This is a genomic window from Streptomyces sp. LBL (assembly GCF_029893585.1).
Classification (GTDB): Bacteria; Actinomycetota; Actinomycetes; order Streptomycetales; family Streptomycetaceae; genus Streptomyces.
The window spans coordinates 267,191-280,806 of record NZ_JARXYX010000002.1 but is presented as its reverse complement, the minus strand read 5'-3'; the positions used below and the strand labels follow the sequence as shown (position 1 = coordinate 280,806).

At 68.1% G+C, this 13,616-nt stretch carries 14 protein-coding genes and 2 pseudogenes; 12 read left to right on the top strand and 4 right to left on the bottom strand.

The genetic code is table 11. The features are described from left to right. The first annotated feature begins 45 nt into the window (after positions 1–45). The 10 genes and pseudogenes from M2271_RS03595 to M2271_RS03550 all read left to right on the top strand — a co-directional run bounded on the left by M2271_RS03595 (position 46) and on the right by M2271_RS03550 (position 9,115). Complete coding sequence (locus M2271_RS03595; RefSeq protein WP_280885583.1) at positions 46–861, top strand: cupin domain-containing protein; 816 nt, start codon at positions 46–48, stop codon at positions 859–861. Then, positions 858–1,679: a cupin domain-containing protein gene (locus M2271_RS03590; RefSeq protein WP_280885582.1), complete on the top strand. Its 822-nt coding sequence runs from the start codon at positions 858–860 to the stop codon at positions 1,677–1,679. Before M2271_RS03595 ends, M2271_RS03590 begins: the two co-directional genes overlap by 4 nt. Further along, positions 1,676–3,529, top strand: coding sequence for an alpha/beta fold hydrolase (locus tag M2271_RS03585; RefSeq protein WP_280885581.1), 1,854 nt, complete (start codon positions 1,676–1,678; stop codon positions 3,527–3,529). The genes M2271_RS03590 and M2271_RS03585 overlap by 4 nt, the downstream gene beginning before the upstream one ends. Continuing rightward, positions 3,526–4,806, top strand: coding sequence for a YcaO-like family protein (locus M2271_RS03580; RefSeq protein WP_280885580.1), 1,281 nt, complete (start codon positions 3,526–3,528; stop codon positions 4,804–4,806). Before M2271_RS03585 ends, M2271_RS03580 begins: the two co-directional genes overlap by 4 nt. After that, positions 4,803–5,477 carry a TfuA-like protein gene (locus M2271_RS03575; RefSeq protein WP_280885579.1) on the top strand — a complete coding sequence of 225 codons (675 nt, stop codon included), beginning with the start codon at positions 4,803–4,805 and terminating at the stop codon, positions 5,475–5,477. The genes M2271_RS03580 and M2271_RS03575 overlap by 4 nt, the downstream gene beginning before the upstream one ends. A gap of 1 nt (position 5,478) precedes the next feature. Then, positions 5,479–6,597 (top strand): cupin domain-containing protein, encoded by a 1,119-nt coding sequence (locus tag M2271_RS03570; protein ID WP_280885578.1) that lies wholly within the window; start codon positions 5,479–5,481, stop codon positions 6,595–6,597. 3 nt (positions 6,598–6,600) lie between these two features. Beyond that, positions 6,601–7,401 carry a CmcI family methyltransferase gene (locus M2271_RS03565; protein ID WP_280885577.1) on the top strand — a complete coding sequence of 267 codons (801 nt, stop codon included), beginning with the start codon at positions 6,601–6,603 and terminating at the stop codon, positions 7,399–7,401. A 69-nt stretch (positions 7,402–7,470) separates the two neighbouring features. Next, positions 7,471–7,998 carry a GNAT family protein gene (locus M2271_RS03560; RefSeq protein WP_280885576.1) on the top strand — a complete coding sequence of 176 codons (528 nt, stop codon included), beginning with the start codon at positions 7,471–7,473 and terminating at the stop codon, positions 7,996–7,998. Positions 7,999–8,057: 59 nt separating this feature from the next. Then, positions 8,058–8,701 (top strand): annotated as a pseudogene (locus M2271_RS03555) (ISAzo13 family transposase); the annotation flags it as partial. A gap of 78 nt (positions 8,702–8,779) precedes the next feature. Beyond that, positions 8,780–9,115 (top strand): hypothetical protein, encoded by a 336-nt coding sequence (locus M2271_RS03550; protein ID WP_280885575.1) that lies wholly within the window; start codon positions 8,780–8,782, stop codon positions 9,113–9,115. Positions 9,116–9,244: 129 nt separating this feature from the next. Here M2271_RS03550 and M2271_RS03545 read toward each other — a convergent pair whose 3' ends face one another. The 4 genes and pseudogenes from M2271_RS03545 to M2271_RS03530 all read right to left on the bottom strand — a co-directional run bounded on the left by M2271_RS03545 (position 9,245) and on the right by M2271_RS03530 (position 11,870). Beyond that, entirely contained in the window at positions 9,245–9,484 is a 240-nt protein-coding gene (locus M2271_RS03545; protein ID WP_280885574.1) for a hypothetical protein, read from the bottom strand. Between the two features lie 250 nt (positions 9,485–9,734). Further along, a pseudogene (locus tag M2271_RS03540) lies at positions 9,735–9,854 on the bottom strand (transposase); the annotation flags it as partial. Between the two features lie 758 nt (positions 9,855–10,612). Beyond that, positions 10,613–11,284, bottom strand: a complete 672-nt coding sequence (locus M2271_RS03535) for an alpha/beta hydrolase (RefSeq protein WP_280885573.1) — start codon at positions 11,282–11,284, stop codon at positions 10,613–10,615. 403 nt (positions 11,285–11,687) lie between these two features. Further along, positions 11,688–11,870: a hypothetical protein gene (locus M2271_RS03530; protein WP_280885572.1), complete on the bottom strand. Its 183-nt coding sequence runs from the start codon at positions 11,868–11,870 to the stop codon at positions 11,688–11,690. 37 nt (positions 11,871–11,907) lie between these two features. On the opposite strand from M2271_RS03530, the gene M2271_RS03525 reads away from it, so the two are divergent. Beyond that, positions 11,908–12,090 carry a nucleotidyltransferase domain-containing protein gene (locus tag M2271_RS03525; protein ID WP_348539139.1) on the top strand — a complete coding sequence of 61 codons (183 nt, stop codon included), beginning with the start codon at positions 11,908–11,910 and terminating at the stop codon, positions 12,088–12,090. A gap of 280 nt (positions 12,091–12,370) precedes the next feature. After that, complete coding sequence (locus M2271_RS03520) at positions 12,371–13,609, top strand: low temperature requirement protein A (protein ID WP_280885571.1); 1,239 nt, start codon at positions 12,371–12,373, stop codon at positions 13,607–13,609. The last annotated feature ends 7 nt before the right edge of the window (positions 13,610–13,616 follow it).

Sequence of the window (13,616 nt, the reverse complement as noted above, 5' to 3'; positions counted from 1 at the left end):
ACGGCTGTGGGTAATGAACATCCGCTGGTCCGACTGCTCGACGACGTGGATCTGCTGGGCGCGTATTGGAACAAGAAGCACGGTCTGTTCCCCAAGGCGGCTTCGTCGGACGGCCTGATCGACGAGGACACTATCCAGGCCCAGCTCGACGCCGGCCTACTACGTTGGCCGTACTTCACCCTGTTCCGCGAGGGCAACCAGCCCGCGATCGGTGATTTCACCCGGTCCCGGAACGTGCTCGGCCAGCGGGTCGGATCGTTCGCGGATCCGGAGAAGGTGCGGGCGCACCTCGCCGCAGGCGCCACCATGAAGTTTAGCCAGCTCGAGGACTGGCACCTGCCGATTCGTACCTTGATGCGCGCGCTCGAGGCCCGGATCGCCGCCGAACTCAAGGCGTACGTGTTTTACACCCCCTGTGACAACACCGGGATGCTCCCGCACCGGGACGGCTCACATGTGCTGGCGCTCCAGCTCGCCGGGGCCAAGGAGTGGACGATCTACGACGCCCCCGACCAGATCGATTCGCGGCCAGGGTTGAACGTGGACGTTGACAGCCGCTCGCACACCTTCGTGATGGAGCCTGGCGATGTGCTTTACCTGCCGCACGGCTTTCCCCACGTGGCCACCGCGCGGGGCGGCACCTCTCTGCATCTGACCTTCACCATCACCGAGCCGACGCCGCGGGACCTGGCTGGGTCGTTGATGGCAACCTTCGGCCAACCGAGGCTCGACCCGGCTCTGCCCTTGGAGGGCCGGGCGGCGGCTGTGGCGAAGGCGCTGCTGGGCCACCTGAACTCGGCCGACCCGGATGCCCTGGTCAGCACGGCGGTCGACCGAATGCGGAACAGGACGGTCCGATGACAACGACGCTGCTGGCCGACATCGTCGGCGAGGTCGACGCCTTCGTCGCCGAGGTATGGGCACGGCGGCCGGAGGTCTTCCGGTACGAGGCCGGGCCACGCTTGCTGCCGGAGGCCGCCGCCTGGGAGATGGTCGAGTGCGGACTGTTGGTCGCGCCGTACTTCAGCATGCTCCGGGAGACCGGTGGCGGCGCGACCGCGCAGGGCATCACAATGACTCGCGAGGTGCTAGGCCGGGCATTGCCCGCATACGCGGATCCAGCGGCGGTGCGCGCGAAGTACGCGGCGGGTCGGGTGATTACCCTCAACCAGCCCGAACACTGGCACGTCGGTATCCGGGGCGTGCTCGACGCGTTGCGCGCGGACCTACGGGGCGGCGCAAACTCGGTGATCTTCCTCAGCCCGCCCGGCGCGACCGCCTCTTCGGAGCACACCGCCGAGCAGCACGTGCTGCACTTCCAGCTCGACGGCGAGTCGTGCTGGACGCTGCCGCCCGGCCCGGCGATCACTCTCGTTCCTGGCGACGTTCTGTATCTTCCCGGCGGCCAGGAGCACCACTCCGAGGCAGGCCCGGGCGGATCATTCCACCTCGCCGTGACCATCGAACAGCCCACCAGCCGGGAGCTGGCCGACCTGATAGTCGCCGAGTTCCTCGACAGCCCCGGGGCCACCGAGATCGCCGGCAACCACCACTTCCTCACGCTGGCGGAAAAGACCGCCTGGCTGCGCACGGAACTGGGCAAGACACTGTCCGACCTGGACCTCGCCGCGCTGGTCGACCAGGCCGTGCGAAATCGACAGCGCGGCGGCCATATATGAGACTGGACGTCCTGCTCGGCCAGGTCCGGGCGGAGGTCGCGCACCGGCTCGACGATGGCTTGGTGCTGGAGGCCAGACTGACCCGACCGGACCGGCCGTATCCGGTGCCGTTTGTGCTCGGCTACACACCGGGGCCCGACGGTGACCTCACCCTGGCGCACGCCTACGCCGGGGCCTCCGCGGTGACGGTCCTTGACGATGGCTACCTGTTCCTCTCCGACACCAAGGCGCGCACCGGCCGGAGCCTGCGCTGGCACCGGCCTGAGGCCAAGGCGGAGCTCATCCTGAGCCCTGGCCGCGATGTGGTGTCCTACGCCGCCGCCGGCTCCGTGGTCATCGCGGCGGCCTGGGTACCCGCCGACCAGGCTGATCCGCACCGAACTGCCGCTGTCCTGGACGGCGACCTCTGGTCCCACTCCAGCTACCAGGCTGCCGGCGAGGTGCTCGGCCTGTTCCGGACATCACTCGACCCTGGGCTGCCGGAGCCGCTCGACGTTCAGCTGGCGCCCAACGAACGACTCACCGGGCTGTTGTCGCTGACCCCGGACGGTGCCCAATGCGCCGCCGGTGTGGTCCGCTTCCTGCGCGGCGGCCACCGCCGCCATGGCCTGCTACTCGTCCCTGTGGCGGACCCAACTGCTGCCCGGGCGGTGTGGCCGGACGACGACCTCCGGGACGCTGTGCCGGCCCCGGACGGATCCTGGTTTGCCTGCACGGCGGAGCGGGTGGCGACCCCGGGGATCGGCCCGCGCCAGGAGGTGGTGCTGGTGGCGTCGGACGGCTCCCAGCTGCTGCGGCCCGCCGCCCAACACCCGCACTGGCTCCAGCCGAGGGCCTGGTCCGGGCGCACCCTGCTCTGCGTCGGTGAGGACCACGGCCGACGGCGGCTGTACCGGGTGACGCCGGAGGACGACCGGCCCGAGCCGGTCAAGCTGGCCGGTTCGGTGCAGTCTGTCACCGCCACAGCGGCCGAGGCCCTGGTCGTACAGTCCCGAGTGGACCTGCCGCCCGAAGTGGTCGCCGTAGACCTAGATGCCCCCCCCGCGCGTACCCTGCTGACCCCGGCTGCCGCCGCCAAGCCGGCTGGGCGGATGGAACGGCTCAGCCACCGGGCCGAGGACGGCACGGTCTGGAACAGCTGGCTGTGCCTGCCGACGGACGAGCCGGCCGAGCCGCTGCCGGTGCTCGTCTGGTGCCATGGCGGTCCCCTGCTGAGCTGGATCGACTGGTCGTGGCGGTGGAATCCGTGGCCGTTCGTCTCGGAGGGCTACGCCGTGCTAATGCCTGACCCTCCGCTGTCCATGGGGTACGGGCAGGAGACGGTCGAGCGGGGCTGGGGTCGATGGAGTTCGGAGGTGGCCTCGGTCGCCGCCGAGCAGGTCCACGCGGCGCTCCGGCGGCCGGGCCTGGACCCCCAGCGAGTCGCTGCGATGGGTGGCAGCTTCGGCGGCTACCTCGCGCTGGCCCTGGCCACCCGGTTGCCGGAGATCCGGCTCGTCGCCAGCCACGCCGGCTGGGCGGACTTCGCCGCAGTCGCCCGCGCCAGCGACCTGCACTGGCACTGGCTGCGGGAGTACGGGCCGGTCGAGGGGTCCGAGGCGTATCGTAGGGAAAGCCTCGCGCTGGACAGCATCGATCCGGGGGTGACCGTACTGCTGTCGCACGGGTGCGCGGACAGTCATGTGCCGGTCGGCGAGACCCGGGCGATGTACCGGGCCCTGGACACCCGGAAGGTCGACGTACGACTCATGCTGCTTCCGGACGAGGGCCACAGCATCGAGCGGGCCGCCAACGTGACCGCCTGGTACGACTGGGTCCGCGCAGCCTGTGCGGAGGTGCTGGCCCCATGACGACCGCCACCACGCTCACCCAGCGGATCAGCCGATGCCGCGAGCACTGGCTCCCGCCGTCCACGTCAGGTGCCACCACCGCCAGCGGCACGTCGCTACGAATCCGCACCCTGGAGGCGACCGCGGAACTTGCCTGCGCCGTCCTCGACCGGTGCGGCATCACCCGGGTGGCCGACGTGACCGACCTGGACGTGCTTGGCATCCCGGTGTTCAATAGTTGCCGTCCCGACGCAGCGCCCGGCCTCAACACGGTCACCAGCGGCAAGGGCACGACCCCGCTGGCCGCCCGGGTCTCGGCGATGATGGAGGCGATCGAACGCACCTGGTGCGAGCCCCGGGCCGCCGAACCGCCGCTACGTGCAAGCTACGCCGACCTCGTCGCGGCCGGCCTTCCGACGCTCGACCCCCGGCGGCTGATCCTCCGGCGCGGCCACCGCTGGACCGAGCAGCAGCCGCTGTCCTGGTGGCCGGCTCGCGAGTTGCGCTCCGACACCGAGGTGCTCATCCCCGCGCTAGCGGTGTTTACACCGTTCCCGGACGAGTACGGGATGTTCTCCTCGAACACCATCGGCCTCGCCTCGGGCAACAGTCCACGCGAGGCGCTGCTGCACGGCCTGCTGGAGCTGATCGAGCACGACTGCACTGCGTTCGGCGAGACGCTGCGGGGCGGCCACCGGATCAGGTCGGCCACGCTGCCGGCTGAGGCACAGGCACTCGTCACCCGATTCGAGCAGGCTGGGATTCGGGTGCAGGTGTTCGGGTACGCCAACGAGATTGGTATGCCGACCATTTTCGTCACGACCGACGACACTCACGCCGAGGACGGCCTCCTGATCAACGGCGGTGCCGGCTGCCATCCCGACCCTGCCGTGGCGCTCAGCCGGGCACTCACGGAGGCCGCGCAGTCCCGGCTGAACGTGATCTCCGGCGCTCGCGAGGACCTCAACGGCCAGGTACACCGCCGACACGCCTCCTACGAGGAGATGCGGAAGATGCTGCACACCTGGAGCGCCGACCGGCCCGAACTGGACTTCGGCGAGCTGCCAGACCGCACCACCGGCACGGTGGAGGCGGACCTGGACCTGGTCCTCGACGGGCTGGGGCTGGCCGGGCTGGAGCTCGTGTTCGCCGCCGAGCTCGCACCACCAGACCTACCGTTCTCTGTAACCCAGGTGATCGTGCCCGGTATCGAGAACTATCACAACGACCCGGCCCGGCTCGGCACGAGACTGCACGCCGCGATGGTCAGGGCCGGGTTGGCGAGGCCCCCACGATGACCCGGCCCAGCACGATCGTGTTCACCGGCCCGTCCCTGCGACCCGCCGACCTGGTTAAGCTGCGGGCACTCGCCGCGAAGACAGGACATGACCTGGACCTGCGGCCCCCGGTGCGCCGACTTGACCTGGTCGAGGTGGTCGACGCCGGCGGCAGCAACCGGGTGCTGATCCTGGACGGCGAGTTCGGCCAGAGCCTCGCGGTGAGCATCGCCGAGATCCGCTCGGTACTCGCCGCCGGGCAGCCGCTGGCCGGCGCCTCGTCAATGGGCGCCCTCCGAGCCGTTGAGTGCCGGACCCTGGGCATGACGGGCAGCGGCTGGGTGTACGAGCAGTACCTGTCCGGCGCGATCGAGTCGGACGGCGACGTGGCACTGCTGTTCGACCCGGAAGACTACTCCCCAGTGACCGTGCCGCTGGCGAACGTCCGCTGGTTGCTGGACCAAACGGAACTGTCTGCCGAGGAAGCCCAACAGGCTCTCCGCGTGGCCCACGGCGTGCATTTCCGGGACCGGCGGCCTTCCTACCTGCTCCGGCGGTGGAAGGAGCGACTGCCGGCCAGTGTGGTCGAGCTTCTCGAACCGGAGCTAGCCGACGACCGGCGGGACACCTGGGATCGCAAGCGGTTGGATGCGCTCGAAGCGGTGCGTGCCGTGCTCGAAGAGGAGAACTGACATGGACGTCCTTAACGCGCTCGGCGACCCGACCTGGTTCGCCGACGATTGGCCGGCCACGCCCTACCACCGGGTGGGCACTGCCGCCGAGCTGCGGGCCACCCTGACCTGGTCAGCGCTGGACACGATCCTCAAAGACCAGGGGCTACAAGCACCGGCGTTCCGGATGGCCAGGGATCATCAACTGGTACCTATGGAGAAGCTGACCCGGCCGGAGCGGCACACCTCGCAGGCCATCCAGGGGCTCGCCGATCCCGTCCGTATCGGCGCCGAGCTGACCGACGGGGCTACGCTCGTGCTCCAGGGGTTGCAGCGGTTCTGGCCGCCGCTAGCGGACACGTGCCGACGGCTGGCGGCTGAGATCGGGCATCCGGTGTTCGTCAACGCTTACCTGACGCCGCGCACGGAGCGGGGCTTCGGCGCGCACCATGATCCCTACCATGCCTGGCTGACCCAGGTCGCGGGCAGCAAGTCCTGGCAGCTATGGGCGCCGCAGCGCGACCCGGCAACCGACCCGGCCGACTTGGAGATCACCCTGGCTGAGGGTGATGTGCTGTGGATACCCAGGGGCTGGTGGCACACCGGCAGCAGCGGCGCGAAGCCGAGCCTGCACCTGACCTTCACAGTATGGGCAACGAAGCTCGACGCCGTGCTGCGCGTACTGCTGACCGAGGTGCTACGCGAGCCCGGGCTGGCCCGGGAGCTACCCCCGGGCGCGTTCCGTGACGGTGCACGCACCGAGGCCACGATCGCCATGGCGATGGTCGAGATCGCCGACATGATCGCGAAGCTGGACCCGGCGACGGTGGCGACCCGGGTGGTCGATGCGCGGCTGGAGCAATTCGACCCGCTACCCGCTCAGTCGGTGTGGTCGGTGATCGGCGGCGACCGGGCGGCACGGTTCCACGCCCATCCGGAGGGGGTTCTGCACGTTGACGGGGTTCGGTTGCGGACCGCCGACCGGCTGCTCGCCCTAGAGCCCGGCCAGGAAGACCGATGTCGCACTGTGCTAGGCCGGACGGGCAGCTTCACCCTGACCGAGCTGGACGCGGACCAAGAGCTACTCGACCTCCTGATCGACGCCAGGTTGGTCTGTGCTGCACCGTGTCCGGGCTGCTGACCCATGGATGAAATCAACGAACTCGCCGAGACCGCCGAGCGTCTCGTAGCCGCGAAGGCCGCGCGGCAGGGCGGCATCTCCACCTATCACGACCACCACATCCGGGGTGCGGTGACAGAGGCCCGGCGCACCGGCCGGACTGACGAGCTGACCGAATACCTCGCGCTGTTGACAGCGGAACGGTTCCGGGATCCGCTGCCGCGCCTCGATCGATCGGACCGAGAAGTGCTCGCGGCCCTGGCGTTCCCGGTCCGGAACTTCGTCGCCACCCAGGGCGTCACCGATCACCTGACCTGGGCCGGTCGGCCGCTGTACAAGACGGTGTTCGACTTGGCCAGCTATCCGATGCTGATCGCCGAGCTGACCCCGGGCACGATCATCGAACTCGGCTCCGGCAGCGGTGGGAGCGCCCTCTGGCTGGCCGACGTCGCTGAGGCGCACGACCTACTGCCGGTGATCATCTCGATTGACCGCACCGCGGTGGACCTCGCGGACAACCGGGTGAGCTTTCGGACCGGGGACGTTGGCCACCTGAGCGAGGTACTCGCTGACTGCGACGACCTGCCCAGGCCCTGGCTGGTGATCGAGGACGCGCACGCACACGTCCGAGTCGTGCTTGACTTCTTCGACGCCCGACTGGCCGCCGGTGACTACCTACTGGTCGAGGACAGCCTGGCGAAGCGGGCTACCCTCCGGGAGTTCCTTCGGAATAGCCCGCATCAGTACCAGCTCGACACCCGATATCTGGACTTGTTCGGCGAGAACACGAGCTGCGCGATCGACTCGATTTTCCGGCGGGCGTAGGGTGCGGCGCTACAAAACCCTCGCATAGGCTAGCCGTCTCATCTGACACATCGTGACGGGGACCAGCCCATGCGCAGCAGCACCAGGATCCGCCTGATAGAGCCCACCGACGCCGCCCCGATCGCCGAGCATCGGGTGCGGGACGTCGAGGCTTTCCGGCCGTGGGAACCGGCCCAGCCGGCCGACTTCTTCACCCCGGAGGGCCAGGCGGAGCGAATCGATAGTCTGCTGGCCGGATACCGGGCTGGCGTGGTCTGGCCGGGCGTGGTGCTCGCCGACGACCAGGTGATCGGGCAGATCACCGTTGGAGGCATCCTGCCGCAGCCGCACCTACGCCGCGGCTCCGTCGGTTACTGGATCGCCAGCGTTGCCCAGAACCAAGGGCACGCCGGGCACGCCGTCGGGCTTGTACTCCGGGTGATGACGGAACAACTCGGCTTGCACCGCGCCGAGGCGTCCACCAATCTGGAGAATCTGCCGTCTCAGCGGGTGCTGCGCCGCAACGGGTTCAGCCCGTACGGCGTCGCGCACTCCTCGATCTTTCTCGACGGGAGCTGGCGGGACGGGTTGCTGTGGGAGCGGGTCCTCGGCGACTAAGGCTCGCAGAAAATCAACGTGTTGCTTCCGGCTGTGCGGTTCGTTGACCTGGTACGAGCGTGTCGCGGGACGCGAGGGATCAACTCGCTTTGCGGTTTGGGGTGTTTTCCCGCATCTGGATCAGCGGTAGCCGAGATATGTGAGGCAACGGTCCGCAAAGGGTGTGGACGAGTTGGAAGCGGGTTCCGAGCCTCTTGGGCAGGTTCGCCGGCCAAGAGGTGGCCGCAAGAAGGCGGCGCAGGTCGATCCAGGGTACACCCGACGCTACTGGCCCTGGTGGAGCCAGACGAGCGTGGCGATACGATGTCGCCGCTACGGTGGACGACCAAGTCGACCAGGAGTCTGACCGGCGAGCTGACCCACCAGGGGCACAAGGTCAGTGAGGACGGGGTCGGTGACCTTCTGCGGGCGAAGGACTTCAGCTTGCAGGCCAACACCAAAACCCTGGAAGGCAAGCAGTATCCGGACCGTGATACCCAGTTCCTCTACATCAACGAGCAGGCCAACGGCCACATCGATGGCGGCCAGTCCGTGATTGACGTCGACACCAAAAGAGGAACCGGTCGGCGCCTACAAGAATGCCCGTCGCCAATGGCGTCCCACTGGCGAGCCGGTTCAGGTGAAGACGCACGACTTCCTGGATCGGCAGGGCCCGGGCAAGGCGATCCCGTACGGAATCTACGACCTCGCCGCCGATACCGGCTGAGGCGACCCATGGGACATCTCCGCCGCCTGGTGGCAGCAGCTCGTCATCCGCGGGAACATCGTTGTCCCCCTGCGCATGCACGGCAGTGGCCTGACCCGCTCGCTCGCCTTCGGCCACACCGAGGACGGGTTGATGGTCAGCGCCAACCCCTTGGTGTGCGTGTTCGTGCCCATGCGTGGCGCCTCCGAGACGGGCGAACGCCACGTCCGCCTCGCCGAGGACGTCATCCTTAAGCTCGACGCCGACGACCTGCCCGACGAACCCGCCGCCCACCTTGACCTCCGGCTCGCCACCATGAACAGCGGCCTCAGCTTCGGCCGGCTGTCCATCGGCTCTTCCGCCCGCGCCCTCAACTTGGCCGATCCCGCCATCAGGTGGGCCGGGGCGGGCTTAGGGCGTGCAGAGAATTAACTTGCGGGTTTCTGGGCTTGACATCCCAGGTCAGCGCGCCGTCCACCCACATGTTGTTCTTCTGCGAGCCCTTAGAACTCCTAACAGAATGGGGCTAGTTGCCTTGGAATGTCGGCGTCTGATGGTGCGTTAGCCTGCGCATGAGAAGGGTGAACAGCCACCGTGGGTCGTGTGGGCGAATCCCCTGGTCCCGGGCTTGCGTTGAGTGACTTCCAAGTCAACGCCGAGGGTGGCCGCGTGCTGGACGAGGTGCTGACGGTGGCCGCCGTCGACCCACACCTTGCGGATGCCGGGGTGTTCGGCCGCGACCTGGTCCAGGAGTCTGGTGCCGACGACGGAGTCCTGCACACTCGCCGCGGTGACCAACACGGCAAGCAGGAGCCCGATGGTGTCGGTGACGATGTTCCGCTTCCAGCCCGTTGATCAGCTTGCCGCCGTCGAAGCCGCGGCTGTCGGAGCCGACGACGGCGTCCGCTTTGACGGACTGCGAGTCGATCACCCCGGCCGACGGCTCCGCATCCCGCCCCAGCCTCTCGCGGATCCTCGCGCGCAACCGGTCGTGGAACTCCTTGACCAGGCCGTGGTCACGCCAGCGGCGAAAGAACGCGTACACCCGGTCCCACGGCGGGAAGTCGGCGGGCATCGCCCGCCACTTGATGCCATTGTCGACCAGGTAGCGAATCGCATCGAGTATCGCCCGGTGGCAGTACGCCTCCGGCTGCCCTCCCCGGCCGCGCATCCAGCCAGGCACCGGTAGCAACGGCCGCACCGCCGCCCACTCCGCGTCCGTCATGTCCGTCGGATAACGCGACTGCCGAAACCCGTTGTCGGCGGCGTTTGCGAACCGGTGAGCCAGACAGTCACACTCCAGCGTGACGGAACTGGACTGCGCGCCCATCGACACGGAACACTGCGGCACCAGGGCCTCCTGATGTTGCTCGGTGATTCGACACCAACGAGGTGTTCAGGAGGCCCTGCTCGTATGCGCCGAACACCTCGCGACCACCCGATCGAGACTCCCGTTCGACGGACACCGCTCAAGATCGGAACGACAACAGTTACTTACCCCTGACGGCTTGCCTGACACGGAGAACAATCTGGTCGCTGCCGTATGCGTAACCGGCCAGGAAGACACCCGGTTGCTGTTCAGATCTGCTGCTGCACGTCAACGGTCATGTCGGCCGCAGCAAGGATTCCCTCCTGGCCGCGGAGCGTCCACAGGAGCCCGCCCACAGACCCCTTGGCATGGACGGTTCTTGCTTCTTGCCACCGCTGGAGGCCGCCATGGGCCTCGAGAACAAGATCCAATAGGTCGTCATGGGTAGGTCTCTGCCTAGTGAGTGACGCCGCCTGCGTGTCAATGTTCCTGTGCGTTTGCTTGTGGCGCGCGTTCGGCGTCATGCGGCGGGAGCCGCCGCAGAAGCAGCGCGGACGCCGTGCTCCGTCGACTCCGGCTGAATCGATCAGACTCCCCAGCATCGCAATGGGCTGGCGCTATCAAGCTCCGTGAGGCGTCCGAGTATCGGCCTGCTCGCCGATCCATGACTCGGCGAAGCGTGTCCATGTCGATGCCTCTCCAGCCCCATGGGCAAGGCCCAGGCTGTGGGGGCCGTGGGGGAAGACGTGCACCGTGTGGGGCACATTGTCGGCGGCCAACGCCGCAGCCAGGCGATAGGTGTGCTCCGGCGGAACGTAAGAATCCTCCGCCGTGTGCCAGAGGAAGAACGGAGGAGCCGACGGAGTGACCAGCGCGTCGAGCGAGGTCGAACGACGCAGCTCCGGCGACGCGTCCTCACCCAGCAGAATGAGCTGCGAAGGGCGGTACGTCTCGGTCTCCATCGACGTGATCGCGTAGCCGAGAACAGCGAACTGAACCGATGTCTGCTCGTCAGCGTTCGGAGCGAGGGCTGCCAGGCCCGCGAGGTGCCCACCGGCCGAGAAGCCCACGACCCCGATCGTGTCGGCCCCCCTGTCCCGTAGGCGCCGGATCTCGGTCTGAAGTGCCGCGAGCGGCGCTGGATGCCGCGTGCTGAGCGGATACCGGAAGACGCTCGCCTCCAAGCCCAATCCTTCGAGCCAATCGACAATCGGCTGGGCCTCGTGCTCGGCGTGCACCTCGTAGCCGCCTCCCGGCAACACGATCACATGCATCTCGTCGTCCTCCTTCATTGACCGCGCAAACCGCTCGTCCACACGGGCCGGGTGAGCTTATCCACGGCTCGCATGAAGCCGTCACCGTGACACGGTCGCACCCTGAGGCAGCGGTGGCGCGGGACCTCGGTCCTTGCCGAGGATTGCACCACGTGGCTGACGAATTTCGTCATTGGGGTGGGCATGACCCCGATGCCCACCCGCCGCGCACCGCCTCGGTCATGTGCGTTCGGCCAGCGAGGAATCGACGGATGCTTCGGCGTACCGGGTGCGCTCGGCTCGCACGGCGCCAGGGTGCCTGCCGAGCCGTTCCGCCAGGGAGACGGTGGCACTGCCGGCCGGACCGGGGCTTCGCGACGGCGTCGTCCGCGGAGTCGAGGGGACCGGGCTTCGGCCCCATTTTCGGGCCCTTCGCCGCCCGTCACATCGCCGACTCCCGTCGACGCAGGTCCTTGCGCAGTAACTTGCCGGCCGGGGGCTTCGGGATCTGGTCCAGCAACTCGACCAGCCGGGCCTTCTTGTACGGCGCGACCCGGGCCGCGACGAACGCCTGGACCTCCTCGGCATCCAGACCCGGGTGGGTGGCACGGCGCACGACACCCATGGATGATCAAGAGACTGTCGAAGCCCAAGCTCTCCGCGTGGTCACCGAATTCTTTCCGCATGCCCTGGGGGCCCTGCTCGGAGGCTCGGCTGCGCGAGGGCGCGCCACTCCGACCAGCGACCTGGATGTGGCCGTGCTCCTTCCCGACTCGGATGTCAGCCGGCTGGAGGTGATTCGTCACGGGGGCCGCGTCGTCGAGTTGTTCCTGAACACTCTCTGAGCGCGGCCCTGTGGTGGTGGACGTCAAGCCACTGCGCCGGTTGGCGAAGCCGGAGGTCGCTTCAACCTTGGACTTCGGTGGCGCCATCGCAGCCTCATCCCGCAGAGCACGTCCATGCTCCCACCGCAAGCCCTCAAGCGTTGCCAGAACTCACAGACATCGCCCTCCGGCGAAACCAGGTGTTCTCGGCCCTGAGCGACAAGTGGTGTCAGGTTCAGGTTCCACCAACAAAACCACGCTGGGCAAGAGATTAAGCGCCTCATCTGCTGTGCTTGACTTCATGACGCCAAGTTCCACTCCCGCGCCGGACTCCCCCCGATCGCCCGCGCACCGCAGCCCGCTGCGCAGGCTCACCGCCCGTGACCGCGGTGAGGTACACCGATCCGCCACTCAGCTGGAGCTCTTCTTCGACCTGTGCTTCGTCGTGGCCATCGCCCAGGCGGGCATCCAGTTGGTGCACGCGGTCGCCGAGGGCCATGCGGGCGAGGGGATCCTCTACTACGCGTTGGTGTTCTTCGCCATCTGGTGGGCGTGGATGAACTTCACGTGGTTCGCCTCGGCCTACGACAACGACGACGTGCTCTTCCGGGTCGTCACGCTGATCCAGATTGCCGGTGTGCTGGTGCTCGCGGCCGGGGTCTCCCGGGTGTTCGAGGACCACGAGTACCAGGCGGGGGTGGTGGGCTATGTGATCATGCGGCTCGCCTTGGTGTCCCAATGGTTGCGCGTGGCCAGGTCGAGTCAGGGCAGGGAGCGCAGGGTGGCCCTGCGGTACGCCGGCGGGGTGGTGCTGTGCCAGATCGGCTGGGTCGGCCTCTTGGTCCTGCCCGAGGACACCCTGGTCGCGGTGTTCGTGGTGATGGCGGTCCTCGAGATGTGCGTGCCGGCGTACGCGGAGAAGGTCCAACCCACGTCCTGGCACCCGCACCACATCGCCGAGCGGTACGGGCTGTTCACGATCATCGTGCTCGGCGAGACCATCGCGGCGGCCACGGTCGCCGTGAAGACAGGCATCGACGAGGAGGACGCGCTGGGCGAACTGCTGCCGATCGCCGCGGGCGGGCTGCTGATCATCTTCGCCGCCTGGTGGATCTACTTCGTGGTGCCGATCCACGGTCATCTGAGATCCAACAGGCAGGCGTTCCTGTGGGGTTACGGCCACTACGTCGTCTTCGCCTCGGCGGCCGCGATCGGTGCGGGTCTGGAGGTGGCGGTCGAGCAGTCCGTGGGCAAGGCACATATCTCGACGCTGTCCGCGTCGGCGGCCGTGACCCTGCCGACGGCGCTGTATCTGCTCACTGTCTGGGCACTGCACGCGCGTTACTTCAAGGTGGGCATCGCCCAGCAGCTGGTACTGCCGACCGCGGCCCTGCTGGTGATCTGCTGCATGTTCCTGGGCGAGTGGGCGGTGCTCTCGGCCGGTCTCGTCTGCGCGCTGACGGTGGCGACCGGCGAGACACTGACGGCGCGCACGACGGCCCGGGAGCGCGAGACGGCGGTGCGAGCGCCGTTCGCCTGACCGGACC

What these genes read in the sequence shown, in the direction of transcription:
- M2271_RS03590 (WP_280885582.1), top strand. Translation starts at nt 858, where the DNA reads ATGACAACGACGCTGCTGGCCGACATCGTCGGCGAGGTCGACGCCTTC.
- M2271_RS03585 (WP_280885581.1), top strand. Translation starts at nt 1,676, where the DNA reads ATGAGACTGGACGTCCTGCTCGGCCAGGTCCGGGCGGAGGTCGCGCAC.
- M2271_RS03580 (WP_280885580.1), top strand. Translation starts at nt 3,526, where the DNA reads ATGACGACCGCCACCACGCTCACCCAGCGGATCAGCCGATGCCGCGAG.
- M2271_RS03575 (WP_280885579.1), top strand. Translation starts at nt 4,803, where the DNA reads ATGACCCGGCCCAGCACGATCGTGTTCACCGGCCCGTCCCTGCGACCC.
- M2271_RS03570 (WP_280885578.1), top strand. Translation starts at nt 5,479, where the DNA reads ATGGACGTCCTTAACGCGCTCGGCGACCCGACCTGGTTCGCCGACGAT.
- M2271_RS03565 (WP_280885577.1), top strand. Translation starts at nt 6,601, where the DNA reads ATGGATGAAATCAACGAACTCGCCGAGACCGCCGAGCGTCTCGTAGCC.
- M2271_RS03560 (WP_280885576.1), top strand. Translation starts at nt 7,471, where the DNA reads ATGCGCAGCAGCACCAGGATCCGCCTGATAGAGCCCACCGACGCCGCC.
- M2271_RS03550 (WP_280885575.1), top strand. Translation starts at nt 8,780, where the DNA reads ATGCACGGCAGTGGCCTGACCCGCTCGCTCGCCTTCGGCCACACCGAG.
- M2271_RS03535 (WP_280885573.1), bottom strand. Translation starts at nt 11,284, where the DNA reads ATGAAGGAGGACGACGAGATGCATGTGATCGTGTTGCCGGGAGGCGGC.
- M2271_RS03530 (WP_280885572.1), bottom strand. Translation starts at nt 11,870, where the DNA reads ATGGGTGTCGTGCGCCGTGCCACCCACCCGGGTCTGGATGCCGAGGAG.
- M2271_RS03520 (WP_280885571.1), top strand. Translation starts at nt 12,371, where the DNA reads ATGACGCCAAGTTCCACTCCCGCGCCGGACTCCCCCCGATCGCCCGCG.